Source organism: Azospira sp. APE16, from assembly GCF_047901315.1.
GTDB classification, from domain to species: domain Bacteria; phylum Pseudomonadota; class Gammaproteobacteria; order Burkholderiales; family Rhodocyclaceae; genus Azospira; species Azospira oryzae.
In genome coordinates this window covers 3765466-3791992 of the sequence record NZ_CP179682.1, presented here as the reverse complement: position 1 = coordinate 3791992, position 26527 = coordinate 3765466, and the positions used below count along the sequence as shown (strand labels likewise).

26 protein-coding genes are annotated in these 26527 nt (G+C 65.7%); 21 read left to right on the top strand and 5 right to left on the bottom strand.

Annotated elements, in window-relative coordinates; translation table 11 throughout:
• The first annotated feature begins 399 nt into the window (after window positions 1-399).
• The 8 genes from rpmH to ACLSSQ_RS17980 all read left to right on the top strand — a co-directional run bounded on the left by rpmH (window position 400) and on the right by ACLSSQ_RS17980 (window position 8111).
• Window positions 400-534, top strand: coding sequence for a 50S ribosomal protein L34 (gene rpmH / locus ACLSSQ_RS18015; protein ID WP_014235940.1), 135 nt, complete (start codon window positions 400-402; stop codon window positions 532-534).
• Window positions 535-566: 32 nt separating this feature from the next.
• Window positions 567-1040, top strand: coding sequence for a ribonuclease P protein component (rnpA, locus tag ACLSSQ_RS18010; RefSeq protein ID WP_416244307.1), 474 nt, complete (start codon window positions 567-569; stop codon window positions 1038-1040).
• Window positions 1040-1270, top strand: a complete 231-nt coding sequence (gene yidD / locus ACLSSQ_RS18005; protein ID WP_014235942.1) for a membrane protein insertion efficiency factor YidD — start codon at window positions 1040-1042, stop codon at window positions 1268-1270. The genes rnpA and yidD overlap by 1 nt, the downstream gene beginning before the upstream one ends.
• A 55-nt stretch (window positions 1271-1325) precedes the next feature.
• Window positions 1326-2981, top strand: coding sequence for a membrane protein insertase YidC (gene yidC, locus ACLSSQ_RS18000; protein WP_014235943.1), 1656 nt, complete (start codon window positions 1326-1328; stop codon window positions 2979-2981).
• 64 nt (window positions 2982-3045) lie between these two features.
• Window positions 3046-4398: a tRNA uridine-5-carboxymethylaminomethyl(34) synthesis GTPase MnmE gene (mnmE, locus tag ACLSSQ_RS17995; protein WP_416243413.1), complete on the top strand. Its 1353-nt coding sequence runs from the start codon at window positions 3046-3048 to the stop codon at window positions 4396-4398.
• An 85-nt stretch (window positions 4399-4483) separates the two neighbouring features.
• Window positions 4484-5575 carry a hypothetical protein gene (locus tag ACLSSQ_RS17990; RefSeq protein WP_416244306.1) on the top strand — a complete coding sequence of 364 codons (1092 nt, stop codon included), beginning with the start codon at window positions 4484-4486 and terminating at the stop codon, window positions 5573-5575.
• Between the two features lie 180 nt (window positions 5576-5755).
• Window positions 5756-6910 carry an ABC transporter substrate-binding protein gene (locus ACLSSQ_RS17985; RefSeq protein ID WP_014235946.1) on the top strand — a complete coding sequence of 385 codons (1155 nt, stop codon included), beginning with the start codon at window positions 5756-5758 and terminating at the stop codon, window positions 6908-6910.
• Between the two features lie 31 nt (window positions 6911-6941).
• Window positions 6942-8111 (top strand): ABC transporter substrate-binding protein, encoded by a 1170-nt coding sequence (locus tag ACLSSQ_RS17980; RefSeq protein WP_416243412.1) that lies wholly within the window; start codon window positions 6942-6944, stop codon window positions 8109-8111.
• Between the two features lie 148 nt (window positions 8112-8259).
• On the opposite strand, the gene ACLSSQ_RS17975 is transcribed toward ACLSSQ_RS17980, so the two are convergent.
• The 5 genes from ACLSSQ_RS17975 to ACLSSQ_RS17955 form a co-directional block, all read right to left on the bottom strand.
• Window positions 8260-9015 (bottom strand): ABC transporter ATP-binding protein, encoded by a 756-nt coding sequence (locus ACLSSQ_RS17975; protein ID WP_416243411.1) that lies wholly within the window; start codon window positions 9013-9015, stop codon window positions 8260-8262.
• Window positions 9015-10793, bottom strand: coding sequence for an ABC transporter permease subunit (locus tag ACLSSQ_RS17970; RefSeq protein ID WP_416244305.1), 1779 nt, complete (start codon window positions 10791-10793; stop codon window positions 9015-9017). Before ACLSSQ_RS17970 ends, ACLSSQ_RS17975 begins: the two co-directional genes overlap by 1 nt.
• Window positions 10793-11842: a branched-chain amino acid ABC transporter permease gene (locus ACLSSQ_RS17965; protein ID WP_014235950.1), complete on the bottom strand. Its 1050-nt coding sequence runs from the start codon at window positions 11840-11842 to the stop codon at window positions 10793-10795. Before ACLSSQ_RS17965 ends, ACLSSQ_RS17970 begins: the two co-directional genes overlap by 1 nt.
• Window positions 11843-11921: 79 nt before the next feature.
• Window positions 11922-13076 (bottom strand): ABC transporter substrate-binding protein, encoded by a 1155-nt coding sequence (locus ACLSSQ_RS17960; protein ID WP_152090192.1) that lies wholly within the window; start codon window positions 13074-13076, stop codon window positions 11922-11924.
• 123 nt (window positions 13077-13199) lie between these two features.
• Window positions 13200-14897 carry a tetratricopeptide repeat-containing response regulator gene (locus tag ACLSSQ_RS17955; protein ID WP_130459605.1) on the bottom strand — a complete coding sequence of 566 codons (1698 nt, stop codon included), beginning with the start codon at window positions 14895-14897 and terminating at the stop codon, window positions 13200-13202.
• 273 nt (window positions 14898-15170) lie between these two features.
• On the opposite strand from ACLSSQ_RS17955, the gene mnmG reads away from it, so the two are divergent.
• The 13 genes from mnmG (at window position 15171) to ACLSSQ_RS17890 (ending at window position 26507) form a co-directional block, all read left to right on the top strand.
• Window positions 15171-17045 (top strand): tRNA uridine-5-carboxymethylaminomethyl(34) synthesis enzyme MnmG, encoded by a 1875-nt coding sequence (mnmG, locus tag ACLSSQ_RS17950; RefSeq protein ID WP_416243410.1) that lies wholly within the window; start codon window positions 15171-15173, stop codon window positions 17043-17045.
• Window positions 17042-17683: a 16S rRNA (guanine(527)-N(7))-methyltransferase RsmG gene (rsmG, locus tag ACLSSQ_RS17945; RefSeq protein ID WP_152090194.1), complete on the top strand. Its 642-nt coding sequence runs from the start codon at window positions 17042-17044 to the stop codon at window positions 17681-17683. Before mnmG ends, rsmG begins: the two co-directional genes overlap by 4 nt.
• A 4-nt stretch (window positions 17684-17687) precedes the next feature.
• Window positions 17688-18470, top strand: coding sequence for a ParA family protein (locus ACLSSQ_RS17940; RefSeq protein ID WP_014235955.1), 783 nt, complete (start codon window positions 17688-17690; stop codon window positions 18468-18470).
• Window positions 18467-19300 carry a ParB/RepB/Spo0J family partition protein gene (locus ACLSSQ_RS17935; RefSeq protein ID WP_416243409.1) on the top strand — a complete coding sequence of 278 codons (834 nt, stop codon included), beginning with the start codon at window positions 18467-18469 and terminating at the stop codon, window positions 19298-19300. Before ACLSSQ_RS17940 ends, ACLSSQ_RS17935 begins: the two co-directional genes overlap by 4 nt.
• A 280-nt stretch (window positions 19301-19580) precedes the next feature.
• On the top strand, window positions 19581-19922 hold the full coding sequence (locus ACLSSQ_RS17930) for an ATP synthase subunit I (RefSeq protein ID WP_043797713.1): 342 nt from the start codon (window positions 19581-19583) through the stop codon (window positions 19920-19922).
• A 1-nt stretch (window position 19923) separates the two neighbouring features.
• Window positions 19924-20799, top strand: coding sequence for a F0F1 ATP synthase subunit A (gene atpB / locus ACLSSQ_RS17925; protein WP_416243408.1), 876 nt, complete (start codon window positions 19924-19926; stop codon window positions 20797-20799).
• Window positions 20800-20862: 63 nt separating this feature from the next.
• A complete protein-coding gene (atpE, locus tag ACLSSQ_RS17920) occupies window positions 20863-21111 on the top strand; it encodes a F0F1 ATP synthase subunit C (RefSeq protein ID WP_014235959.1) in 249 nt (82 codons plus the stop codon).
• A 38-nt stretch (window positions 21112-21149) separates the two neighbouring features.
• The gene (locus ACLSSQ_RS17915) at window positions 21150-21620 is read left to right on the top strand and encodes a F0F1 ATP synthase subunit B (protein ID WP_014235960.1); all 471 of its coding nucleotides are present in this window, start codon (window positions 21150-21152) and stop codon (window positions 21618-21620) included.
• A gap of 5 nt (window positions 21621-21625) precedes the next feature.
• Window positions 21626-22165, top strand: coding sequence for a F0F1 ATP synthase subunit delta (locus ACLSSQ_RS17910; protein ID WP_014235961.1), 540 nt, complete (start codon window positions 21626-21628; stop codon window positions 22163-22165).
• 9 nt (window positions 22166-22174) lie between these two features.
• Window positions 22175-23713 (top strand): F0F1 ATP synthase subunit alpha, encoded by a 1539-nt coding sequence (atpA, locus tag ACLSSQ_RS17905; RefSeq protein ID WP_014235962.1) that lies wholly within the window; start codon window positions 22175-22177, stop codon window positions 23711-23713.
• 18 nt (window positions 23714-23731) lie between these two features.
• Window positions 23732-24595, top strand: coding sequence for a F0F1 ATP synthase subunit gamma (atpG, locus tag ACLSSQ_RS17900; RefSeq protein ID WP_014235963.1), 864 nt, complete (start codon window positions 23732-23734; stop codon window positions 24593-24595).
• A gap of 28 nt (window positions 24596-24623) precedes the next feature.
• Window positions 24624-26027, top strand: coding sequence for a F0F1 ATP synthase subunit beta (gene atpD, locus ACLSSQ_RS17895; RefSeq protein WP_014235964.1), 1404 nt, complete (start codon window positions 24624-24626; stop codon window positions 26025-26027).
• Between the two features lie 57 nt (window positions 26028-26084).
• Entirely contained in the window at window positions 26085-26507 is a 423-nt protein-coding gene (locus tag ACLSSQ_RS17890) for a F0F1 ATP synthase subunit epsilon (RefSeq protein WP_014235965.1), read from the top strand.
• The last annotated feature ends 20 nt before the right edge of the window (window positions 26508-26527 follow it).

Sequence of the window (26527 nt, the reverse complement as noted above, 5' to 3'; positions counted from 1 at the left end):
TACCTCAACCACTCGGAAACCGGACGCCGGGGGCGCCCCGTCAGCCGGGGACAAGTCCGGTTCGGAGGCCGCAGCCCCCGGGCCGGCAGGATGGGGCCCCGCAGGGCCCGACCCGGAAAATAAAAAAGCCTACGCTTCAATAGGCTGGGAACGGGGCACAGGCCAGAGCCGTGCCGCCGGGAATCGCGTGCTCCGGAAAAGGCGGCAAGCGGGCTTGTTGCATTTTTACAATGGCGCTGCCGGCCAGAGCGAAGGCGCATTTTAGCCTGTCTGGGAAAAGTTATCCACAGGCCGGGGCGAATTTTCCCGGGGCGGCCAATCGTTTTGTTCTTGACAGCCCGGGGGTTAACCCATTCTAATTGCGCGTTTATCTTTCCCCAAGCATCAAGGACTTAAGACATGAAGCGCACTTACCAACCCTCCGTCGTCCGTCGCAAGCGTACCCACGGCTTCCTGGTCCGCATGAAGACCAAGGGTGGCCGCGCCGTCATCCGCGCCCGCCGCGCCAAGGGCCGCAAGCGTCTGGCCGTTTGATCGGACCTGACCTGCCCGGTAGCTCCGGGGAGGTGACGCCGGTGTCTGACGAGTCTCGACTCCAGGCCCCCCGGCGCTTTCCCTTCCCCAAGCGCTACCGCTTGACCAAAACGGATGAGTTTTCATCCGTTTTTGGTTTTCGGAGGGCCATAAAAGGCCCTTACTTCCTCCTGCACTGGCGTCTTTGCAGTCCGGAGGAGGCCCGACAGGGCGCCCGCCTGGGCCTGGTGGTCGGCAAGAAGCTGTGCCGTGCCTCCGTCGGCCGCAACCGGGTGAAGCGTCTGGCCCGGGAAGCCTTCCGCCTGCAGCGGCAGGATTTCCCGGCGGTGGATTTGATCCTGCGTCTGGGGGTTTCCCTGGACAAGGCCAAGCCGCGGCCGAGCAAGGCGGAAATGGCGGCCGAGATCGCCGGCCTGTTGCGGCGCCTCAGCCGTCGCCTGGCGGAACCCCGGGATGCCGGCAACCCGCCGCCCGCCGCAAACCCGGCAGCACCGGAGCCTCGGTAATGAAACGACTCAGAGCCCTCAGCATCATGCCGTTCCTGCTGCTGTTGCGCGTCTACAAATACGCCATCAGCCCCATGCTGGGTCGTAATTGTCGTTTCGAACCGAGCTGTTCCGACTATACTGCCGAGGCTCTGAAGAAGCACGGCGTGATCAAGGGGCTGTGGTTGGGCTCGCGGCGGCTGCTGCGCTGCCATCCCTTCCATCCCGGCGGTTACGATCCGGTGCCCTAAGTGGCTGCGCCACGCCGCGCCATGAATTCCAAAACCTGCAATCGATAGGCTGTGCATGGATAACCGTCGCCTGTTCCTGTTCCTGATCTTCGCCGTCTCCATCATCATGTTGTGGGACGCCTGGGTGAAACATAACCAGCCCAAGGATGTGCCGGCCACCGCCGCTGCCACCCAGGCCGGGGCCGCACCCGCTCCCTCCGCCACGCTGCAGTCCGGCGCTGCCGCCGTTGCCGCAGCCGTCGCCGCGCCGGCGCCGGTCAAGGCCGAGACCGTCACCATCACCACCGACCTGATGGTGGCCGACATCTCCACCCAGGGCGGCGATCTGGTGCGTCTCGAACTGCCCGGCTACAAGTCGGCCACCGACGAGAGCAAGCCCTTCCAGCTGTTCGGCGAGGACCACCGCTACAGCGCCCAGAGCGGCCTGATCGGTGACGGCCTGCCGACCCACAAGACCATGTTCAAGGTGCTGCCCGGCCCCCGCGAGATGGGCGACAGCAAGGAACTGCAGGTGCGCCTGGAAGCCGTGACCGACGGCGTCAAGGTGACCAAGGTCTATACCTTCCGCAAGGGCTCCTTCCTGGTGGATGTGGGTTATGAAATCCACAACGGCAGTGCCAAGGCCATTGCCCCCCACGCCTACTTCCAGCTGGCCCGGGACGACAAGGCGCCGGCCGGCGAGTCCTCCATGGTCAGCGTCTATACCGGCCCGGCCCTGTATACCGAGCAGGACAAGTTCCACAAGCTGGCCTTCTCCGACATCGAGAAGGGCAAGGCCAAGGTGCCCCAGAACGCCGATAACGGCTGGGTGGCCATGGTGCAGCACTACTTCGTTTCCGCCTTCGTGCCCCAGGGCAAGTCGCCCCGCGAATTCTTCGTGCGCAAGGTGGAAGCTCCGGCCGACGGCAAGCCCGGCGTCTATTCCGCCGGCGTCATCGTGCCCGTGGCCCAGGTGGAAGCCGGTGCCCAGGGCAGCGTCAGCGTGCCCCTCTTCGCCGGTCCCCAGATCCAGTCCCAGCTCAAGCAGGTCGCCGAAGGCCTGGACCTGGTGGTGGACTACGGCTGGCTGACCGTCATCGCCGCGCCCATCTTCTGGGCCCTGGAGTGGATTCACAAGCTGGTGGGCAACTGGGGCTGGGCCATCGTGGTCCTGACCATCGCCCTGAAGCTGATCTTCTTCCCCCTCTCCGCCGCCTCCTACAAGTCCATGGCCAAGATGCGCCAGGTGACGCCGCGCCTGCAGCACATCAAGGAGCACTTCGCCGACGACCGCCAGCGCATGAACCAGGAGATGATGGATCTGTACCGCAAGGAAAAGATCAATCCCCTCGGCGGCTGTCTGCCCATCCTGATCCAGATTCCCGTGTTCATCGCCCTCTACTGGGTGCTGCTGGGCGCCGTGGAAATGCGCAACGCGCCGTGGGTCGGCTGGATTCACGACCTCTCCGCCCAGGACCCGTTCTACATCCTGCCGGTGATCATGATCGCCACCATGGTGATCCAGACCCGTCTCAACCCGACCCCGCCGGACCCCATCCAGGCCAAGGTCATGATGATGATGCCCTTCGTCTTCGGCTTCATGTTCTTCTTCTTCCCGGCCGGCCTTGTGCTGTACTGGGTGGTGAACAACGTGCTGTCCATCGCCCAGCAGTGGCAGATCACCCGCATGATCGAGGCTGGCGGCAAGGCGGCCAACGACGCCAAGGCCTGATGTCCGCGAAAAGGCCGCCTGAGGGCGGCCTTTTTTTCGTTAACGCTCCGGAATTCTCCCCGCCATGATGCCCCGCACCGACACCATCGCCGCCATTGCCACCGCTCCCGGCCGGGGCGGGGTCGGGGTCGTGCGCATCTCCGGCAACGGTCTGCTGCCCCTGGCCGAACAGCTCACGGGCAGGCTGCCCCGGCCGCGCTACGCCACCCTGGCCGATTTCCGTGCCGCCGACGGCAGCGTCATCGACAGCGGCCTGCTGCTCTACTTCCCCAACCCATCCTCCTTCACCGGCGAGGACGTGCTGGAACTGCAGGGCCACGGCGGCCCGGTGGTGCTGCAGATGTTGCTGGCCCGCTGCCTGGATCTGGGCGCCCGCCTGGCCGAGCCCGGCGAATTCACCCGCCGCGCCTTCCTCAACGGCAAGCTGGACCTGGCCCAGGCCGAAGCCGTGGCCGACCTCATCGACGCCACCACCCAGGCTGCCGCCCGCAGCGCCGTGCGCTCCCTGCAGGGAGAGTTCTCCCGGGAGATCCGCGTCCTCACCGACGAGCTGATCGAACTGCGGGCCCTGACCGAGGCCACCCTGGACTTCCCCGAGGAGGAGATCGACTTCCTCAAGGCGGCCAACGCCTTCGGCCGCCTGGACTGCCTGGCGGCCAGGCTGGAGGCGGTGTTCGACCGGGCCCGCCAGGGCCGCCTGCTGCAGAACGGCCTGCACGTGGTGCTGGCCGGCCAGCCCAACGTGGGCAAGTCCAGCCTGCTCAACGGCCTGGCCGGCGACGAGCTGGCCATCGTCACTCCCATCGCCGGCACCACCCGGGACGTGGTGCGGGGTAACCTGCAGATCGAGGGCATCCCGCTCCATGTCATCGACACCGCCGGCCTGCGGGAGACGGAGGACGAGGTGGAGCGCCTGGGCATCGAGCGCACCTGGCGAGAGATCGAGAAGGCCGATGTGCTGGTGTTGCTGGCCGATGCCCGGGAAGGCATCGCCCATGGGGAGGAGGCCATCCTCAGGCGTCTGCCGCCGGACCTGCCGCGCATCACCGTCTACAACAAGATCGACCTCACCGATCGGGCGCCGGAGCGCCATGAGGAGCCGGAAGGAGGGGAGGGCTGCGTCGCCATTTCCCTTTCCGCCAAGAGCGGCGCCGGCCTCGACCTGCTGCGTCGGGAGCTGCTGCGCATCGCCGGCTGGCACGAGGCGGAAGACGTCTTCATCGCCCGGGAGCGCCACCTGCGGGCCCTGGCTGCCGCCCAGGAGCACCTGCAGCTGTCGCGCCAGCGCCTGCCGGCCCTGGAGCTTTTTGCCGAGGAACTGCGTCTGGCCCAGAACGCCCTCTGCGACATCACCGGCGAGTTCACCGCCGACGACCTGCTCGGCGAAATCTTCGGCCGCTTCTGCATCGGCAAGTAGGCCCCCCGCCGGGCCAACCCCGGTGGCATTTTTCCTGGTCTAGAATGGGTTTTTCCCATTCCCAGCCGGAGGTGCTGCCGTGGCCATGCGTCTTTCTTCCCTCTCCCCCGCCGTCCTGGTCCTCTCCCTGGGGGCGGCGCACCTGTCGGCGGTCGCTGCCCCGGTCAGCTACGAGATGAACCTGCGCACCCTGTCCGGCCTCGGGGCCGGCGGCATGGGCGGGGTCATGGGCATGATGTTCGGCAGCAAGCCCGGCGCCAGCCGCAGCATGGACCTGCGCCTGACCAATCCGGCCGACCTGCCGCCCGACTACAGTGCCAGCCACCAGGTGCCCGAGACCATGGGCATCGGCCCCCTGCTGCCCCTCAAGGGCGAGCGGCGCAGCGGCGGCCAGGGCGGCGGCAGCGATGGCGAGGCCGATGGCCGGGTGCTCATCTACTGGGGCTGCGGCCCGGTCGTGGCCAAGGGCCAGCCCGATATCCTGGATTTCCGCACCATGGCGGGCAAGGTCTCGCCCGAGGTCATGGCCATGGCCCGCCAGGGCCGCAACATGGGCAAGGGCGGCCCGGGCGCCGGGGCGGACGGCCTGCCGCCCCGCTCCCTGCACTGGCCCGCCGGTGACCGGGACTTCAAGGGCCTGCCCGACGGTGCCTCGGCGGTGGGCGAGCATGTGGTCAAGGCCAGCTTCCTGACGCCGGACATCCGCTTCACCCTGGGGGCGGCCATGGATTTCCTCGAGCCCATCAACCTCAAGGCCGGCAATACCAACCTGCGCGGCGCCGTTCCCCTGAGCTGGGACGCTTCCTCCCGGGTACGGGGCTACGATCTCAACGCCGTGGCCGCCAACGGCGACAAGGAGGTGGTGCTGTGGCTGGCGGCCCGCAACAAGAGCCCCATGCTGCCGGGCAGCCAGCGCGAATGCACGGTGCCCGAAGGCATCTTCGCCAAGGCCGAGATGGCCATGGTCTCCGCCGTGGCCCACGGGCCGAGCCAGGGCTTTGCCTATCCGCCGCAGAAGCCGGCGGAGAAGAAGCCCCTGGTGTGGAGCGCGGTGGTGCGGGTGACCGGCTACGACAGCCTGGCCCTGGGCCTGGAGCAGGCGGCCGGTGACGCGGCGGTGGAGTCGGCGGCTCCGGCCGGTGTCGGAGGGCTGCTGAAGGGCATCTTCGGCCGCTGATCCCGGGCGGGGGTGCCGCGGGACGCCCTTTCCGGTCCCCCACCGGCGCCCCCGGGCCGGCACCATCCTCCTCCGGCGCCCGCTCTTCCCCTGGGGGGAGGGGGCCGGGTATGATCCTCCGCTGGGTGTGAGCCCCCGCCGTCCCGGCGGTACTAATATAAAAAACGCAGTGGAGGAGTCATGAAACTGAACGCCCTGGTGGCGGCATTGCTGCCGCTCGCCTGTATTTCCCTATCCCGTCCCGCCCTGGCCGACCTCAATGTCGGCATCACCCTCTCCGCCACCGGTCCGGCGGCATCCCTGGGCATTCCCGAGAAAAACACCGTGGCCCTGCTGCCGGCCAGCATCGGCGGGCAGAAGGTCAATTACATCGTCCTCGACGATGCCTCGGACACCACGGCGGCGGTGAAAAACGCCAAGAAGCTGATCGGTGAGCACAAGGTGGATCTCATCATCGGCTCCACCACCACGCCCAACTCCCTGGCCATGATCGACACCGTGGCCGAAGCGGAGACGCCCATGATCGCCATGGCCGCCTCGGCCCGCATCGTCGAGCCCATGGACGAGAAGCGCAAGTGGGTGTTCAAGACGCCCCAGAACGACGCCCAGATGTCCACCGCCATCGTCGAGCACATGACCAGCAACAACGTGAAGACGGTGGCCTACATCGGCTTTGCCGACGCCTACGGCGAAGGCTGGTACGGTGAGTTCGCCAAGGTGGCGGAGGTGCGCAAGCTGGCCCTGGTGGGCAACGAGCGCTTCAACCGGGCCGACACCTCGGTCACCGGCCAGGTGCTGAAGCTGCTCGCCGCCAAGCCAGACGCCATCCTCATCGGCGCCGCCGGCACCCCGGCGGCCCTGCCCCAGAAGGCCCTGCGGGAGCGGGGCTACAAGGGGCCGATCTACCAGACCCACGGCGTCGCCAACAACGACTTCCTGCGGGTCGGCGGCAAGGAGGTGGAGGGCACCCTGCTGCCCAGCGGCCCGGTGCTGGTGGCGGCCCAGCTGCCCAACGACAACCCGGTGAAGAAGTCGGCGGTGGAGTACGTGGGCAAGTACGAGGCGGTGCACGGCAAGGGCAGCGTCACCGCCTTCGGCGGCTATGCCTGGGATGCGGGCCTGCTGCTGGCCCAGGCCGTGCCGGCGGCCCTGAAGAAGGCCCAGCCGGGCAGCCGGGAATTCCGCAAGGCCCTGCGCGACGCCCTGGAGGCGAGCCGCAACGTGGCCGGCGCCCACGGTGTGTACAACATGAGCGCCCAGGACCACCTGGGGCTGGACCAGCGGGCCCGGGTCATGGTCACCATTCAGGACGGAGCCTGGAAGCTGGTCAAGTAGTCGCAGGACAACATCACAGGGAGAACGCACCATGCAAGGAAGCTGGAGTATTCCCGGGGCCAGGTTGGGCGCATCGCTGCTCGGTCTGTCCCTGTTGTTCGCAGCACCCGCCCGGGCCGACCTCAACGTGGGCATCAGCGTCTCGGCCACCGGCCCGGCGGCGTCCCTGGGCATTCCCGAGAAGAACAGCGTGGCCCTGCTGCCGGCCAGCATCGGCGGGCACAAGGTCAATTACATCGTCCTCGACGATGCCTCGGACACCACGGCGGCGGTGAAGAATGCGCGCAAGCTGATCGCCGAGCACCGGGTGGACGTCATCGTCGGTTCCACCACCAGCCCCAATTCCCTGGCCATGATCGACGCGGTGGCGGAGGGTGAGACGCCCATGCTGGCCCTGGCCGCCTCCAGCCGCATCGTCGAGCCCATGGACGAGAAGCGGCGCTGGGTCTTCAAGCTGGCCCAGAACGATGCCCACATGGCCACCGCCCTGGTGGAGAGCATGACCAGCCAGCAGGTGCGCAGCGTCGCCTACATCGGCTTTGCCGACGCCTACGGCGAGGGCTGGTTCAACGAGTTCGCCAAGATTGCCGAGGCGCGCAAGCTGCGGCTGGTGGCCAACGAGCGCTTCAGCCGCAGCGATACCTCGGTCACCGGCCAGGTGCTGAAGGTGCTGGCGGCCAGGCCGGATGCGGTGCTCATCGGCGGCGCCGGCACCCCGGCGGCCCTGCCCCAGAAGGCCCTGCGGGAGCGGGGTTACAAGGGCCTGATCTACCAGACCCACGGCGTTGCCAACAGCGACTTCCTGCGGGTCGGCGGCAAGGAGGTGGAAGGCACTCTGCTGCCGGTGGGGCCGGTGCTGGTGGCGGCCCAGCTGCCGGCGGACAACCCGATCCGCAAGGTGGCCCTGGACTATGTGGGGCGCTACGAGGCGGCCCACGGCAAGGGCAGCGTCTCCACCTTCGGCGCCCACGTCTGGGATGCGGGCCTGCTGCTGCAGTACGCCGTGCCCCTGGCCCTGAAGAAGGCCCAGCCGGGCAGCCCGGAATTCCGCAAGGCCCTGCGCGAGGCTCTGGAAAACACCCGGGACGTGGTGGGCTGCCATGGGGTGTACAACATGGGACCGACGGATCATCTGGGCTTTGACCAGCGGGCCCGGGTCATGGTCAGGATCGACAACGGGGCCTGGAAGCTGCAGCCCTAGATCCGCCCCCGGTACGAGAAAAGGCCCGGGCCACCGAGGGGCGGCACCGGGCCTTTTTCATGTACCCCTGCCAGGAGGCAGGCGGGATGCGGCCGGCGGGGTAGGGGTGGTGGAGATGCCCGTCCCTATTGCCTTTCAGGCCGATGCCTCAGGCGGTCTTGTTCCCGCCCAGGCCCAGGTAGGTTTCGATCACCCGGGGGTCGTCGGCCAGTTCGTGGCTGGGGCCTTCCAGGGAGACCTCGCCGGTTTCCAGCACGTAACCGTAGTCGGCCACCTGCAGGGCGGCCCGGGCGTTCTGTTCCACCAGCAGGATGGAGACGCCGGTCTTTTTCAGCTCGGCGACGATGCGGAAGATTTCCTTGATGATGAGGGGGGCGAGGCCCAGGGAAGGCTCGTCCAGCATCAGCAGTTTCGGCTTGGCCATCAGGGCCCGGCCCATGGCCAGCATCTGGCGCTCGCCGCCGGACAGGGTGCCGGCGGCCTGGGTGCGCCGCTCCTTGAGGCGGGGGAAGAGGGCGAACACCTCCTCCATGGTCTGGGCGTGGTCCCGCAGGCCGCTGCGGTAGCGGTGGAAGGCGCCCAGCAGCAGGTTGTCCTCCACGCTCATCTCGGCGAACAGCTCCCGCTTTTCCGGCACCAGGGTCAGACCCTGGCCGACCCGCTCTTCCACTTCCACATGGGCGTCCAGGTTATTGCCGACGTAGGCCACCTCGCCCCGGTAGGGCAAGAGGCCCATCAGGGCGGAGAGCAGGGTGGTCTTGCCGGCGCCGTTGGGGCCGATGACGGTGACGATCTCGCCCTCGCGGATGCGCAGGCTGACCTTGTGCAGGGCTTCCACCTTGCCGTAGGCGACGCACAGGTCGCTCACTTCCAGCACGGGCTTGGGTTCGTGCGCGGCGTTCATCATTCCACTCCCCCCAGGTAGGCTTCCAGCACCGCCGGGTTTTTCTGGATTTCCTCCGGCAGGCCCTCGGCCAGCTTTTCGCCGAATTCCATGACCACCACCCGGTCGGCCAGGCCCATGACGAAGTCCATGTCGTGCTCCACCAGCAGGATGCCCATGCCTTCGCCGCGCAGCTTGCGCAGCAGCTCGGCCAGGGCTTGCTTTTCCAGGTAGCGCAGGCCGGCGGCAGGCTCGTCCAGCAGCAGCAGGCAGGGGTCGGCGGCCAGGGCCCGGGCGATTTCGATGATGCGCTGCTTGCCCAGTGCCAGGCTGCCGGCGGCGTCGAACATGTGTTCGGCCAGGCCCACCCGATCGATCTGGCGCGCCGCCTCGGCCAGCAGACGGGCCTCTTCGGCCCGCTCCAGGCGCAGGCCGGCGGCCAGGTAGTTGTGGCGGCCCCGCAGGTGGGCGCCGATGGCCACGTTCTCCAGCACCGTCATGCCCGAGAGCAGGCGCACGTGTTGGAAGGTGCGGGAGAGGCCGAGGCGGGCGATGTCCCGGGCTTCCAGGCCGGCCACCGGCTGGCCGAGGAAGCTGATGCGGCCTTCGCTGGGCGGATTGACGCCGGAAATGCAGTTGAACATGGTGCTCTTGCCGGCGCCGTTGGGGCCGATCAGGGCCATCACCTCGCCGGCCTGCACCGTCAGGGCCATGTCCTTGTTCGCCACCAGGCCGCCGAAGCGCTTGGTGACGCCTTCGGCCTGCAGCAGCACGGTGCCGGCGGCGGGCATCTGGCGCCGCGGCAGGGGCTCGGCCGCGGCCACGGCGTGGAGCTCCTGCTTCGGCGCCGGCACCAGGCGGGCGATGGCCGGCCACAGGCCGTTGCGGGCCCGGTGCAGGACGAAGATCATCATCAGGCCGAAGACGATCACCTCGAAGTTGCCGCTCTGGCCCAGCAGTTCCGGCAGCAGGTCCTGCAGCCACTGCTTGAGCACGGTGATGAGGCCGGCACCGACCACGGCGCCCCAGACGTGGGCGACACCGCCGATCACCGCCATGAAGAGGAATTCCACCCCCTGGTTGATGGAGAACGGGGTGGGATTCACGAAGCGCTGCAGGTGGGCGTAGAGCCAGCCGGAGACGCAGGCATAGAGCGCCGCCACGGTGAAGATGACGATCTTGGAGCGGGCCGTGTTCACGCCCATGGCCTCGGCCATGACGGTGCCGCCCTTGAGGGCGCGGATGGCCCGGCCTTCCCGGGAATCCAGCAGGTTGCGGGTGGCCAGCATGGCCCCCAGCAGCACCACCCAGATCAGGTAGAAGAAGCTGCGGCTGTCCTTCAGTTCCAGGCCGAACAGGGACACGGCGGGGATGCCGGTCATGCCGGTGTGGCCCCCCAGCCATTCCAGGTTGCCGAAGAGGAAGTAGAGGCTGATGCCCCAGGCGATGGTGCCCAGGGGCAGGAAGTGGCCCGACAGGCGCAGGGTGATGAAACCCAGGCAGAGGGCGAAGGCCAGGGTCAGGCCCAGGCCGGCCAGCAGGGTCAGCCAGGGAGAGACGCCGTAGGCCGTGGTCAGGTAGGCCGTGGTGTAGGCGCCGAGGCCGACGAAGGCAGCCTGGCCGAAGGAGGTGAGGCCGCCGACGCCGGTGAGCAGCACTAGGCCCAGGGCCACCAGGCCGTAGAGGCCGATGTAGTTGAGCAGGGTGACGTGGAACTCCGGCAGCCACAGGGGGCCGGTGGCGAGGAAGAGCAGGAAGGCGGCCAGGATGGCCCGGGCCGGGGAGAGCTTGGCGGACATCATTCCTCCTCCTCCTCGACGTGGTGGGAGGTGAGGGAGCGCCACACCAGCACCGGGATGATGAGGGTGAACACGATCACTTCCTTGAAGGCGCTGGCGTAGAAGGAGGAGTAGGACTCCAGCAGGCCCACCAGCACGGCGCCGAGGGCGGCCACGGGGTAGGAGGCGAGGCCGCCGATGATGGCGCCGACAAAGCCCTTCAGGCCAATGAGGAAGCCCGAGTCGTAGTAGAGGGTGGTCATGGGCGACACCAGCACGCCGGAGAGGGCGCCGATGAAGGCGGCCAGGCCCAGGGACAGCTTGCCGGCCATGGTGGTGGAGATGCCCATCAGGCGGGCGCCGGTGCGGTTGAGGGCGGTGGCGCGCAGGGCCTTGCCGTACACCGTGCGCTCGAACAGCACGTAGAGCACGGCGATGAGGGCGGCGGAGGCGAACAGGATCCACAGGGTCTGGTGCTGCAGCAGCAGGGGGCCGATTTCCAGGGCGCCGTCGGAGAAGGGCTGGGTGCGGAAGCCTTCGGCACCGAAGAAGACCAGGCCCAGGCCGATCAGGGTCATGTGCAGGGCCACGGCGACGATCAGCAGTACCAGGGAGGAGGCCTCGGCGATGGGCTGGAACACCAGGCGGTAGAGCAGGGGGCCCAGGGGCACGACGATGCCCAGGGTGAGCAGGATCTGCAGGGGCAGGGCGAGGGCCGCCAGGGCCTCCGCCTCCAGGCCGGAGATCAGGCCCAGCAGCACCAGGGGCAGGCCCAGGTTGCCGAGGACGATGCGCGGCAGGCGCTTCAGGTTGCCGCTCTTGAGGGCCAGGCCGCCGTCGATCAGGACCACGGCGATGCCGAGGATGACGGCCAGCCACACCGTGCCCGGCAGCTTGCCGGCCTGGATGGCGGCCAGGGTGAGGGCGCCGTAGGCGACGAATTCGCCCTGGGGCAGAAAGATCACCCGGGTGACGGCGAACACCAGCACCAGGGCCAGGGCCAGCAGGGCGTAGATGGCGCCGTTGGTGAGGCCGTCCTGGCCCAGGAGCAGAAGAATTTGCAGATCCATGAGTGCTTTCAACGCCGCGGCCCCGGGGGAAGCCCGGGGCCGGCGTTTGGCTGGGTAATACGGTTAGGCGTTCAGCGGTTTACTTGATCAGCTTCCAGGTGCCGTTCTCGACCTTCACCATGACCCGGGCGCGCTGGTCGAAACCCTGGTGATCCTGGGCCGTCATGTTGAAGATGCCGTGGGCGGCGGGCAGGTTCTTGCTGCCTTCGATGGCGTCGCGCAGGGCCTTGCGGAATTCCTTGGTGCCGGGCTGGGCCTTCTTCAGGGCGGCGGGAATGGCGTTGCTCAGCAGCACGCCCGCATCCCAGGCATGGCCGCCGAAGGAGCTGATGCTGCCCTTGCCGTGCACGCCCTCGTACTTCTTCACGTATTCCAGGGCGGACTTCTTCACCGGGTTGTCGTTGGGCAGCTGCTCGGCCACCATCATGGGGCCCACGGGCAGCAGGGCGCCTTCCACGTCCTTGCCGCCGACCCGCAGGAAGTCCGCATTGGCGACGCCGTGGGTCTGGTAGATGGCGCCCTTGTAGCCCTTCTCCTTCAGGGTCTTCTGCGGCAGCACGGCCGGGGTGCCGGCGGCACCCACCAGCACGGCATCGGGCTTGGCGGCGAGAATCTTCAGGGTCTGGCCGGTGACCGAGGTGTCGTTGCGCTGGTAGCTTTCGTTGGCCACGATCTTGATCTTGCGGGCCTCGGCGATCTTGGCGAATTCCTTGAACCAGCCCTGGCCGTAGGCGTCGGCGAAGCCGATGAAGGCGACGCTATGCACATTGTTGTTGGTCATGTGCTCGACGATGGCGGTGGCCATGTGGGCGTCGTTCTGGGCGGACTTGAAGACCCAGTGGCGCTTGGCATCCATGGGCTCGACGACGATGGCGGAGCCGGCCATGGAGATCATGGGGGTCTCGTTTTCCACGGCCACGTCCATCATGGCCAGGGAGCTGGGCGTGGTGGAGGAGCCGATGACCAGGTCCACCTTGTTTTCGCTGATCAGCTTCTTGATGTTCTTCACCGCGGTGGTGGAGTCGGTGGCGTCGTCGAGGACGATGTAGTTCACCTTCTGGCCGGCCACGGTGGTGGGCAGCAGGGCGATGGAGTTCTTTTCCGGAATGCCGAGGGAGGCGGCGGGGCCGGTGGCGGCCAGGGAGACGCCCACATTGATGTCGGCCCAGGCAGGAACGGCGGCCAAACCGGTGGCCAGGGGAAGCAGGGCGGCGATCAGGGTTTTGCGGGACATCGTGGGTCCTTCCGGGGTTGAGAAAAGCCGCAAATGATACCAAAAAGCCCCTGGGATCAGGGGCCTGAGCGGGTTTTCCCCAAGTCGTCCCGTACGGCGCCGGGCCGGGCCGGCGACGCCGGATCAGCTGTCCGTATCGACCTGAACCCCGTATTTGCGGGCCACCCGCTGGTACATGTCGCGCCCGGATATGACGCGGGGGTCGTCCGGGGAGCGGCTGCGGGCCTTTTCCAGATAGCGGTGGGCCCGCTCCGCCAGTTCCGGCTGCCAGCCCTTCTGGTCCATCAGGGTGTAGATGGACTTGGCTGCATTGACCAGGAACTGCAGGTTGGGCACCCGCTCCGCCGCCTCGATCAGCAGCTGCACCGAGCCGTCGAAATCGCCGCTGCGGGCGGCCAGCACGCCCTGGTTGTTGATCTGGATGATCTCCCGGGAGACGTCCTCCAGCAGGGCCTTGCCCGCCTCGGCGTTGCCGGTCTTCTCGAAGACGCCCTGGATGTGGGCCAGCACGCCCCGGTCCTCGTTGTTCTCCGCCGCCACCTGGCGCAGCAGGCTCTGGGCGTCCGCCTCCTTGCCGTTGGCCATGCAGGCGTGGGCCAGGTCCACCGCCACCTTCTGCGACAGGGGGCGCTTCTCCTCCATCTTGCCCTCGGCCACCAGGACCTTGTGCAGTTCCATGGCGGCGGCAATGCTGCGGGCCGCCTTGTCCGGCGCCCCTTCCTTGGTCTGCACCAGGCTGTCGATGACCAGGGAGGCCAGCTCCCCCTGCTTGTCGCCGCGCCAGTCCCGGCGCAGGTCCTGGGCCACCAGCTTGGCGCCGGCCACATTGCCCTTCTCCAGCATGACCCGGGACAGGTTGGCGTAGTCGTCGATGCTGCGCAGGGAGGAGCCCCGGGCCCGGCTGAGCACCGTGTTGTAGGCCCGCTCGGCGGCTTCCAGGTCGTTGTTGCGCACCGCCATGTCGCCCACCGCCCGCTGGCGCATGGTGTTGTTGGGGGAAATGGCGGCGGCGGCCTGCAGGGCCTGCTGGGCACCGGTGGAGTCGCCCTTTTCCTCCCGCAGCCTGGCCAGGAAGTCGAAGGCGGCCAGGTATTCGGGGAAATCCTGCACCAGGGCCTCGAGCTGGGTCACGGCCTCGTCCACCCGCCCCTGGCCGTGCACCGCCACGGCCACGCCCATGCGGGCCCAGGCCAGGTCCTTCTGTTCCAGCATTTGGCGGTAGGCGGCCTCCGCCTCGACATAGCGGCCCAGGCTGTTAAGCAGGTCGGCCTGCAGGTGGCGGGCGTCGTGCTGGTACTGGGGATATTGCTGGATGATGTCGTCGCAGGCGGTGACGGCGTCCTCGTAGCGGCTGCGCTCGACGTTGCGGTAGGCCTGGTGGAAGACGAACTTCTTGTACAGGGCCCGGGCCAGGCGCTGCTGCAGCTGCTCGCCGGTGAAGGGCTTGATCAGGTAGTCGTCCGGCGCCAGCTCGGCCACCGACACCACGTTCTTGTAGGCCCGCTCCCCGGTCACCACCATGAACAGGGTGGACAGGGAAATGAGGCGCTTGTAGCGCAGCTCTTCCAGCAGCTGCTGGCCGTCGCGGCCGTCCTCCAGCTGGTAGTCGGAGAGGATGATGTCGTAGCTGCTGCTCTTCACCAGGCGCAGCACCTCGGTGGCCGAGCCGACCCCCTGGACGCTGGTGATGCCGATGGTGGACAGCATCATGCGCATGGCGTTGCGGGCGTCCGGGTGGCGGTCCACCACCAGCACCTTCTTGTTCTTCAGTTCGCCCTGGAGTTTGTAGAGTTGTTGGGCGGCGAGTTCGTTGGCGTCCATGGTTGCGCTTGGCATTGATTTTGGCGGAAGTTACGTCAATTCCCGACTCCGCGGCAAGGGAATTCCTGACAAGGCCCCGGGCCAGTCTGCCGGTGGCGCTCCGGGAGCCGTGCCGGCAGGCTGCCGAAGCAATGCCGGAAACGTGCCGGCGGGCTCCGCCGGTCCGGGCGAAAACTGTTAAGTTTCATGGAACTGGCGTATCATTCGAGCCCCTTTGCCCTACCCGAGTGCCCGTGGGATTTGCCTGCGGGCCTTTTGCGTAAACGAGTCCCCATGCTGTTTCCCACCCGGTTCGATGTCATTGTCGTCGGCGGCGGTCACGCCGGCACCGAGGCTGCCCTGGCGGCGGCCCGGGCCGGAGCGCGCACCCTGCTCCTGACCCACAACCTGGAAACCCTGGGGGCCATGAGCTGCAATCCCTCCATCGGCGGCATCGGCAAGGGCCACCTGGTGAAGGAGGTGGATGCCCTGGGCGGCGCCATGGCGGCGGCCACCGACGAGGGCGGCATCCAGTTCCGCATCCTCAATGCCTCCAAGGGCCCGGCGGTGCGCGCCACCCGTGCCCAGGCCGACCGGGTGCTGTACAAGCAGGCCATCCGCACGCGCCTGGAGAACCAGCCCAACCTGACCCTCTTCGCCCAGGCCTGCGACGACCTGATCGTCGAAGGCGACCGGGTGGTGGGGGCCGTGACCCAGCTGGGGGTGCGCTTCGAAGCCCGGGCGGTGGTTCTGACCGCCGGCACCTTCTTGAACGGCCTGATCCACGTGGGCCTGCAGAACTACACCGGGGGCCGCATGGGCGACCCTCCCAGCGTCTCCCTGGCGGCCCGCCTGAAGGAACTGGCCCTGCCCCAGGGGCGCCTGAAGACCGGCACGCCGCCGCGCCTGGACGGCAAGAGCATCGACTTCTCGGTAATGGAGCCCCAGTACTCGGACGATCCCCTGCCGGTGTTCTCCTTCCTCGGCAACGCGGCCCAGCACCCGAAGCAACTGCCCTGCTGGATCACCGACACCAACAGCCGCACCCACGACATCATCCGCGCCAACCTGGACCGCTCCCCCATGTACACCGGGGTGATCGAGGGCGTCGGGCCCCGCTACTGTCCTTCCATCGAGGACAAGATCCACCGCTTCGCCGACAAGGACAGCCACCACGTCTTCCTCGAGCCGGAGGGCCTGGATACCCACGAGATATACCCCAACGGCATTTCCACCAGCCTGCCCTTCGACGTGCAGCTGCAGATCGTGCGTTCCATCCGCGGCATGGAGAACTGCCACATCCTGCGCCCCGGCTACGCCATCGAGTACGACTACTACGATCCCCGGGGGCTGAAGTCCTCCCTGGAGAGCAAGGCCATCAACGGCCTTTTCTTCGCCGGCCAGATCAACGGCACCACCGGCTACGAGGAGGCGGCGGCCCAGGGCCTGCTGGCGGGCGTCAACGCCGCCCTGCAGGTGCAGGAGAAGGAAGCCTGGTGCCCGCGCCGGGACGAGGCCTACCTGGGCGTGCTGGTGGACGACCTGATCACCCGGGGCGTCTCCGAGCCCTACCGCATGTTCACCAGCCGGGCCGAGTACCGCCTGCAGCTGCGGGAAGACAATGCCGACCTGCGCCTCACCGAGAAGGGCCGGGAACTGGGCCTGGTGGACGATGCCCGCTGGGATGCCTTCTGCCGCAAGCGGGATGCCATCGCCGCCGAAGCCGAGCGCCTGAAGAGCACCTGGGTGCGCCCCCAGACCCTGCCGGAAGCCGATGCGGTGCGGGTCCTGGGCAAGGCCATCGACCACGAATACAACCTCTTCGAGCTGCTGCGCCGGCCCGATGTGAGCTACGCCGACCTGCTGACCCTGCCCGGTGCCGGCGAGTCCCTGGCCGATGCCCAGGCGGTGGAACAGCTGGAAATCCAGGCCAAGTACCAGGGCTACATCGACCGCCAGCGGGAAGAGGTGGCCAAGGCCGCCGACTACGAGAACCTGGCGATCCCCGCCGACCTGGACTACGCCCAGGTGCACGGTCTCTCCAACGAGGTGCGCCAGCGCCTGGCACGGCAGCGGCCCGAGACCATCGGCCAGGCTTCCCGGCTGCAGGGCATCACCCCGGCGGCCATCTCCCTGCTGCTGATCCACTTGAAGCGGAGCGCCCGATGAGCGGCTCCAGTCAGGCCCAGCAACTGGCCCAGGGCCTGGATGCCCTCGGAATACCCCTGGACGGCGCCGCACAGGGTAAACTGCTCGCCTACCTGGCCCTGCTCGCCAAGTGGAACAAGGTCTATGCCCTGACCGCCCTGCGCGACCAGGACAAGGCGGTGAGTCACCACCTGCTGGATTCCCTGGCCATCCTGCCCTTTGTGGACGCCCTGGCGCCCGCCAATGTGCTGGACGTGGGCAGCGGCGGCGGCCAGCCCGGCATTCCCCTGGCCATCGCCCGGCCAAGCCTGGCGGTGACCCTGCTGGACAGCAATTCCAAGAAGGTGGCCTTCTTGAAGCAGGCCGCCATGGAACTGCCCCTGCCGGGGCTCTCCGCCCAGTGCCTGCGGGTGGAGGCCTGGCAACCGGAACAGAAGTTTGCGGCCATCACCTCCCGGGCCTTTGCCGAGGTGGCCGATTTCGTCAGTCTCACCCGTCACCTGCTGGCGCCCGGTGGGCGCTGGCTGGCGATGAAGGGGATCTATCCCCAGGAAGAGCTCTCCCGCCTGCCGGCGGGGATTGTCGTCGAGGCGGTACACCCGCTGGCCGTGCCCGGAGTCGAGGGGGCGCGCCATCTGGTGGTTCTGAGAGAGGAATGAAGGCGTGAAGATCCTGGCCATTACCAACCAGAAGGGGGGGGTCGGCAAGACCACCACCAGCGTCAACCTGGCCGCCTGCCTGGCGACCCTGGGGCAGCGCGTCCTGCTCATCGACCTGGACCCCCAGGGCAATGCCACCACCGGCTGCGGCATCTTCAAGAAGGAAGCCCTGCCTTCCGTCTATCAGATCCTGCTGGGGGCGGCGACCCTGGAGCAGGCCACCATCAAGACCGAATTCGGCTTCGACGTCATTCCCGCCAACCGGGAACTGGCCGGGGCCGAAGTGGAACTGATCGACGTGGGCCAGCGGGAGCGCCGCCTCAAGGAGGCCCTGGACGGCCAGGCCTACGACTTCGTCCTGATCGACTGCCCGCCCGCCCTCAACCTGCTGACGGTGAATGCCCTGGCGGCGGCCCAGGCGGTGATGATCCCCATGCAGTGCGAGTACTACGCCCTGGAAGGCCTCACCGATCTGGTCACCACCCTGCGCAAGGTGCGGGCCAATCTCAATCCCGCCCTGGAAATCGAAGGCCTGCTGCGCACCATGTACAACTCCCAGTCCACCCTCAATCAACAGGTTTCCGCCGAACTGGAGAGCCACTTCTCCGGCAAGGTGTACCGCACCGTCATCCCGCGCAACGTGCGTCTGGCCGAGGCCCCGTCCTACGGCAAGCCGGTGATCGCCTTCGACAAGACCTCCAAGGGCGCCCTGTCCTACCTGGCCCTGGCCGAGGAGATGCTGGAGCGCATCGGTGGCGCTCCGCGGCAGCAAGAGGTGGCGGCATGAAGATGAAGGGACTGGGCCGGGGCCTGGACGCCCTGCTGGCCGGCGACGCCGCCGACGCCAAGAAGGACCAGCAGCGGACGCTGCCCATCGATGCCCTGAAGCCGGGCAAGTACCAGCCGCGGACCCGCATGGACGAAGGCTCCCTCAAGGAGCTGGCGGCCTCCATCCAGGCCCAGGGCATCATGCAGCCCATCCTGGTGCGGCCGATCAACGGCGGCTACGAAATCATCGCCGGCGAGCGCCGCTGGCGCGCCTGCCGCATGGCGGGCATGACCGAAGTGCCGACCCTGGTGCGGGAAATCCCCGATGAAGCCGCGGCCGCCATGTCCCTCATCGAGAACATCCAGCGGGAAAACCTCAATCCCCTGGAAGAAGCCATGGGCCTGCAGCGCCTGGTGGACGAGTTCAAGATGACCCACCAGCAGGCCGCCGATGCGGTTGGCCGCTCCCGTCCCGCCGCTTCCAACCTGCTGCGTCTGCTGCAGCTGGCGGCGCCGGTCCAGGAACTACTGCTGGAAGGCAAGCTGGACATGGGCCACGCCCGGGCCCTGCTCTCCCTGGAAGGGGCGGAGCAGATACAGGTGGGCAACCGGGTGGCCCACAAGGGCCTTTCCGTGCGGGAAACGGAGCGCCTGGTGCAGGCCCTGCTGAATCCGCCGAAAAAGGTCGAGAAGGCCAAGGACCGGGATCTGCTGCGGCTGGAGGAAGAACTGTCGGACCTGCTGGGAGCCAAGGTGACGGTGGCGGCCAACAGGAAGGGCGCCGGCAAGATGGCCATCGAATTCTCCAGCCTGGACCAGCTCGACGAACTGCTGGCCCGTTTCCGCTGAGTCCGGCTGCAAACGGCGACTGTGGCGGACGAGGACTGCGGTAAACCCGTAGGAGTCAGGGCTGACAAGGCCTGAAACCATTTGTCCTGCCATGGCCATGTCATCCCAAAGGCGCGAATGGCGCCCTGAGACTGGCAAACCCCTTATTTTGTTCCGGCGTTTCCATTGACTAAATAAGGGATAACTCTTATATTATTTATCTTTGTGTGCGGCGGCTGGCGACGTTGGTTCGGGTTTTGAACCGCTCCCTCCAGTTTGGAAAAACCGCGGAAAATCAATCATGTTCCGGGCAATCATTTTCCAAATCTGGGCGGTAGTAATCACGGCTGGCCTGCTTGGCATGTTCGTCGGAGGGCACGGTGCGGCCTCTGCGGCGGTGGGTGGTGGCGCTTGCCTGCTCCCCAACGCCCTGTTCGCCCTGCGCCTGGCTGTAGCGGCGCGGCGCCCGGGTGGTCCCGGCGTAGCGGGCTTCTTCCTCGGCGAATTCGTCAAGGTTGCCGCCACCATCGGAATTCTGGCTGTTGCTGCCAAGGTTTATCCCGAGATGCATTGGCCCTCCATGCTGCTCGGCCTGGTAGTGACGCTGCAGGCGAGTTTTTTGGCTTTTTGGAAGAAATCCTGAAATGGAAAACGCTCACGAGGCAGTCGCGGAACACGCCGCCAACGCCCCCACCGCTGGCGAGTACATCGTCCACCACCTGACCCACTTCAATTCCACCGGTCACGCCCAGTCCGCTGTTGTTGACTTCTCCGTCATCAACGTCGATACCGTGGTTTTCTCCATTCTTATGGGGATCCTCGGTCTGTTCGTCATGTGGCGTGTCGCCAAGAGCGTTACCTCCGGCGTTCCCGGTCGCATGCAGGCCGCTGTGGAAATCGTCCTGGAAATGGTGAACAACCAGGCCAAGGGCATCGTGCATAGCGAAGAGTCCCGCAAATTCGTGGCTCCCCTGGCTCTGACCGTGTTCATCTGGATCTTCCTGATGAACTCCATGGACTTTCTGCCCGTCGATCTGCTGCCCAGCCTCTGGCAAGCCGCTTCCGGCGACCACCACGCCTTCCTGCGCGTGGTTCCCACCGCCGACCTGAACGGCACCCTGGGCATGTCCATCGGCGTGCTGCTGGTCTGCATCTGGTACAACATCAAGATCAAGGGTCTGGGTGGCTGGGTGCACGAGCTCTTCACCGCTCCCTTCGGCAGCCATCCCCTGCTCTACCCGATCAACTTCGCCATGCAGATGATCGAGTTCCTGGCCAAGACCGTGTCTCACGGCATGCGGTTGTTCGGCAACATGTACGCCGGCGAACTGGTGTTCATGCTGATCGCCCTGATGGGTGCTGCCTGGGCCGGTACCGCCACCGGTGCGTTCCTCTGGATCGGCGGCGTCATCGCCGGTTCCGTGTGGGCCATCTTCCATATCCTGATCGTTGCCCTGCAGGCCTTCATCTTCATGATGCTGACCCTGGTGTACATCGGTCAGGCCCACGAGAGCCACTAATCTCGTAACGGTTTCCCGTTTTACCTTTTCAACTTACTACCTCTACTTTTGCAAGGAGCAAACATGGAACACATCCTCGGTTTCGTCGCACTGGCCGCCGGTCTGATCATCGGTCTGGGTGCTATTGGCGCCTGTATCGGTATCGGCATCATGGGCTCCAAGTACCTGGAAGCCTCCGCTCGCCAGCCCGAACTGATGAACGAACTGCAAACCAAGATGTTCCTGCTGGCCGGTCTGATCGACGCCGCCTTCCTGATTGGCGTTGGTATCGCCATGATGTTCGCCTTCGCCAACCCGTTCGTTCTCAAGTAATTCGCGCCTCGAACAACTTTTTTTAAAGGGTTAGAGCCGTGAATCTGAACGCAACTCTGGTCGCCCAGCTCGTTGTGTTCTTCATTTTGGCGTGGTTCACGATGAAATTCGTGTGGCCGCCCATCGTGAAGGCGCTCGACGAGCGAGCGAAAAAAATCTCTGACGGTCTTGCTGCCGCCGATCGTGGCAAGCACGACCTCGAGCTCGCGACCAAGCGCTCGGCGGAAGCCCTGCGCGAAGGCAAGGAAAAGGCCTCCGAACTGATCGCCGGCGCTGACAAGCGCGCCGCCCAGATCATCGACGAAGCCAAGTCCCAGGCGAAGGTTGAAGCTGACCGTATCGTCGCCGCTGCCAAGGCCGAGATCGAACAGGAAGTGGTGCGTGCCAAGGAAGGTTTGCGTGAGCGCGTGGCTGAGCTGGCCGTTGTCGGTGCAGAGAAGATCCTGCGCCGCGAAATCGACGCCAAGGCCCACGCTGACATCCTGAGCACGATCAAACAGGATCTGTAACGCTTATGGCTGAATCCGTCACCATCGCTCGTCCCTACGCGGAAGCAGTTTTCCGCCTGGCGCGCGACGGAAAGGCCCTGGCTCAGTGGTCGGACACCCTGAAGCTGCTGGCTGTCATTGCACAGGACCCCGAAATGGTCCAGTGCATTGGCAACCCGAAGCTTTCGGCCGATCAGCTGACCCAGCTTTTCGTCTCGCTCAGCGGCGAGGCTGCCAAGAATGCCGACGTGACCGGTTTTATCCGGGTTCTCGCGGCAAACGAGCGCCTCTCCCTGCTGCCGCAAGTCCAGGAAATCTACGAGCAGCTCAAGAGTGCCGAAGAGGGCATCAAGGAAGCCGTTGTTTACAGCGCCTTCCCCCTCGATGACGCGCAAGTGAAAAATCTGTTGGGCCAACTTGAAACCCATTTCAGCTCCAAGCTCCAGCCCCGCGTGGTGGTGGATGCAGCGCTGATCGGTGGTATCAAAGTGGCGGTGGGTGACCAGGTCCTCGACGCTTCCGTACGCGGCAAGCTCGAAGCGATGGCTACGGCGCTCAAGAACTAGGAGAAATTCATGCAGTTGAATCCGTCCGAGATCAGCGAACTGATCAAGAGCAAGATTCAAAACCTGCAGGTGGGCGCCGAGACCCGCACGCAGGGTACCGTTGTCTCGGTGACCGACGGCATCTGCCGCGTTCACGGCCTGCAGGATGTAATGCAAGGCGAAATGCTGGAGTTCCCCGGCAACACCTTCGGTATGGCCCTGAACCTGGAGCGTGACTCCGTGGGCGCCGTGGTGCTGGGTGAATACGAGCACATTTCCGAAGGTGACACCGTCAAGTGCACCGGTCGCATTCTGGAAGTGCCCGTTGGTCCCGAACTGATCGGCCGCGTGGTTAACGCCCTGGGCCAGCCTATCGACGGCAAGGGCCCCCTGGGCAACAAGCTGACCGACAAGATCGAGAAGGTCGCCCCCGGCGTGATCTGGCGGAAGTCCGTGTCCCAGCCCGTGCAGTCCGGTATCAAGGCTATCGATTCCATGGTTCCCGTCGGCCGCGGCCAGCGCGAACTGATCATCGGTGACCGTCAGACCGGTAAGACCGCTGTGGCCGTTGATGCGATCATCGCCCAGAAGGGTCAGAACATGAAGTGTATCTACGTGGCGGTGGGCCAGAAGGCTTCCACCATCGCCAACGTGGTACGCAAGCTGGAAGAACACGGCGCCATGGAATACACCATCGTGGTGGCCGCTTCCGCTTCTGACTCCGCTGCGCTGCAGTTCATCGCTCCCTACGCCGGCTGCACCATGGGCGAATACTTCCGCGACCGCGGTGAAGACGCCCTGATCATTTATGACGATCTGACCAAGCAAGCCTGGGCCTATCGCCAGATCTCCCTGCTGCTGCGTCGTCCTCCCGGCCGTGAAGCTTACCCCGGTGACGTGTTCTACCTGCACTCCCGTCTGCTGGAACGCGCAGCCCGCGTTTCCGAAGAATGGGTGGAAAAGCTGACCAACGGCGAAGTCAAGGGCAAGACCGGTTCTCTGACCGCTCTCCCCGTGATCGAAACCCAGGCTGGTGACGTGTCCGCCTTCGTGCCGACCAACGTGATCTCCATTACCGACGGTCAGATCTTCCTGGAAACCGACCTGTTCAACGCCGGTGTCCGTCCCGCTATCAACGCCGGTATCTCCGTGTCCCGCGTCGGTGGTGCTGCCCAGACCAAGCTGATCAAGAAGCTGTCCGGCGGTATCCGTACCGACCTGGCCCAGTATCGCGAACTGGCCGCTTTCGCCCAGTTTGCTTCCGATCTGGACGAAGCTACCCGCAAGCAGCTGGAGCGTGGCCGTCGTACCGTGGAAGTGCTGAAGCAGGGCCAATACACCCCGCTGAGCATTGCCGACCAGGCCGTGACTCTGTACGCCATCACCAAGGGCTACGCTGATGACATCGACGTGAAGCGCGTTCTCGAATTCGAGAAGGGCCTGCACGGCTACGTTCGTCAAAAGTACGCCGATCTGGTGACCAAGATGGAAACGTCCAAGGACCTGGATGCTGACGGCGAAAAGCAACTCGTCGAAGCGATCAAGGAATTCAAGGCCGCTTGGGTTTAATCCGTCCAGGAGAGCGTAATGGCTAGCGGCAAGGAAATCCGCAACAAGATCAAGAGCGTGGAAAACACGCGCAAGATCACCAAGGCCATGGAGATGGTGGCCGCGTCGAAGATGCGCAAGGCGCAGGAACGTATGCGTCAGGCGCGTCCTTATGGCGAGAAGATCCGCCGCGTGGCCGCCCACCTCTCTCATGCGCTGACCGAGTACAAGCATCCGTTCCTGGTGAAGCGTGATCCGATCAAGAAGGCCGGCATCATCGTCGTGACCTCCGACAAGGGCCTGTGCGGCGCGTTGAACTCCAACGTGCTGCGCAACGTCCTGAACCAGATGAAGGACCTGGAAAGCCAGGGCATCGCCATCCAGGCGACCGCCATCGGCAACAAGGGTCTGGGCTTCCTGCAGCGTTCCGGCGCCAGCGTCGTTTCCCAGGTCACCGGCCTGGGCGATACGCCCCACCTGGAACGCCTGATCGGGCCCGTCAAGGTTCAGCTCGATGCCTACATCAACGGTGAGATCGACCAGTTGTTCATCGCCTACACCCGCTTCGTGAACACCATGAAGCAGGAGCCGGTTATCGAGCAGCTGCTGCCCCTGTCCGGTGAGGTCGTGGGCTCCGAGTCCGCCCGTTGGGACTACGTCTACGAGCCCGACGCCAAGTCCGTGATCGACGACCTGCTGGTCCGCTATGTCGAAGCGCTGATCTATCAGTCAGTGGCTGAAAGCATGGCTTCCGAGCAGAGCGCCCGGATGGTGGCCATGAAGTCGGCTTCCGACAACGCCAAGAATGTGATCGGCGAACTGAAACTGGTCTACAACAAGACCCGTCAGGCAGCGATTACCAAGGAATTGTCCGAAATCGTCAGCGGCGCAGCGGCGGTCTAACTGGTTTCTATAGTTTGAGGGATTCAAAATGAGTCAAGGTATGATCGTTCAGTGCATCGGCGCTGTGGTGGACATCCAGTTCCCCCGCGAAGCCATGCCCAAGGTCTATGACGCCCTGATGCTCGATGTGGCCGAAGAGCACGCCAACATCGAAAAGGGTCTGACCTTCGAAGTTCAGCAACAGCTGGGTGACGGCATTGTCCGTACCATCGCCCTGGGTTCTTCCGACGGCCTGCGCCGCGGTATGAAAGTGAACAACACCGGCAAGCCCATTTCCGTGCCCGTGGGCCACGGTACCCTGGGTCGCATCATGGACGTGCTGGGTCGCCCCATCGACGAAGCCGGCCCCATCGCTTCCGACGAAACGCGCGCCATTCACCAGAAGGCTCCCGCTTTCGACGAGCTGTCCCCCTCCGTGGAACTGCTCGAAACCGGCATCAAGGTGATCGACCTGATCTGCCCGTTCGCCAAGGGCGGCAAGGTGGGTCTGTTCGGTGGCGCCGGCGTGGGCAAGACCGTGAACATGATGGAGCTGATCAACAACATCGCCAAACAGCACTCCGGTCTGTCCGTGTTTGCTGGCGTGGGTGAGCGTACCCGTGAAGGTAACGACTTCTACCACGAGATGAAGGACTCCAACGTGCTGGACAAGGTGGCCATGGTGTTCGGTCAGATGAACGAGCCCCCCGGCAACCGTCTGCGCGTGGCGCTGACCGGCCTGACCATGGCCGAGCGTTTCCGTGACGAAGGCCGTGACATCCTGTTCTTCGTGGACAACATCTACCGCTACACCCTGGCCGGTACCGAAGTGTCCGCTCTGCTGGGCCGTATGCCGTCCGCCGTGGGCTACCAGCCCACCCTGGCCGACGAAATGGGCCGCCTGCAGGAACGGATCACCTCCACCAAGGTGGGTTCCATCACCTCCATCCAGGCCGTGTATGTGCCTGCCGATGACTTGACCGACCCGTCCCCCGCCACCACCTTCCTCCACCTGGACTCCACCGTCGTGCTGTCCCGGGACATCGCTGCGCTGGGTATCTACCCCGCCGTGGATCCCCTGGACTCCACCTCCCGCCAGCTGGATCCCCAGATCGTGGGCGAAGAGCACTACAACGTGGCCCGCGGCGTGCAGATGACCCTGCAGCGCTACAAGGAACTGCGCGACATCATCGCCATTCTGGGTATGGACGAACTGGCTCCCGAAGACAAGCTGGCCGTGGCCCGCGCTCGTAAGATCCAGCGCTTCCTGTCCCAGCCCTTCCACGTGGCCGAAGTGTTCACCGGCTCTCCCGGCAAGTACGTGCCGCTGAAGGAAACGATCAAGGGCTTCAAGATGATCGTGGCCGGCGAGTGCGACAACCTGCCGGAACAGGCCTTCTACATGGTCGGCTCCATCGAAGAGGCCTTCGAAAAGGCGAAGACCCTCCAGTAATCAACCGGTAAGCCGCATCCCGTCCGGGGTGCGGCCATCCTGAGGGGAACCCCTATCATGGCATTGAGAGTACATGTAGACGTGGTCAGCGCCGAAGAGTCCATCTTCTCCGGCGAAGCTGAATACGTGGTGCTCCCGGGCGAAGCCGGCGAACTCGGCATCTACCCGCGGCACACCCCGCTGCTGACCCGTATCAAGCCCGGTACCGTGCGTATCAAGGTGCCGGATGCCGAGTTCGAGATGATCTATGTCTCCGGCGGCATGCTGGAAGTTCAGCCCACCATCGTGACCGTGCTGGCCGATACCGCTATCCGCGGTGGCGACCTGGACGAGGCGAAGGCGCTGGAAGCCAAGAAGGCAGCGGAAGAAGCCCTGCAGAACCGCTCTGCCGAAATGGACTACGCCAAGGCCGAAGCCGAACTGGCTGAAGCCGTGGCCCAGCTGGCAACCATCGAGCAGCTGAAGAAGCGCAAGCACTAAGCAGCTGATCGTCGCAGCAC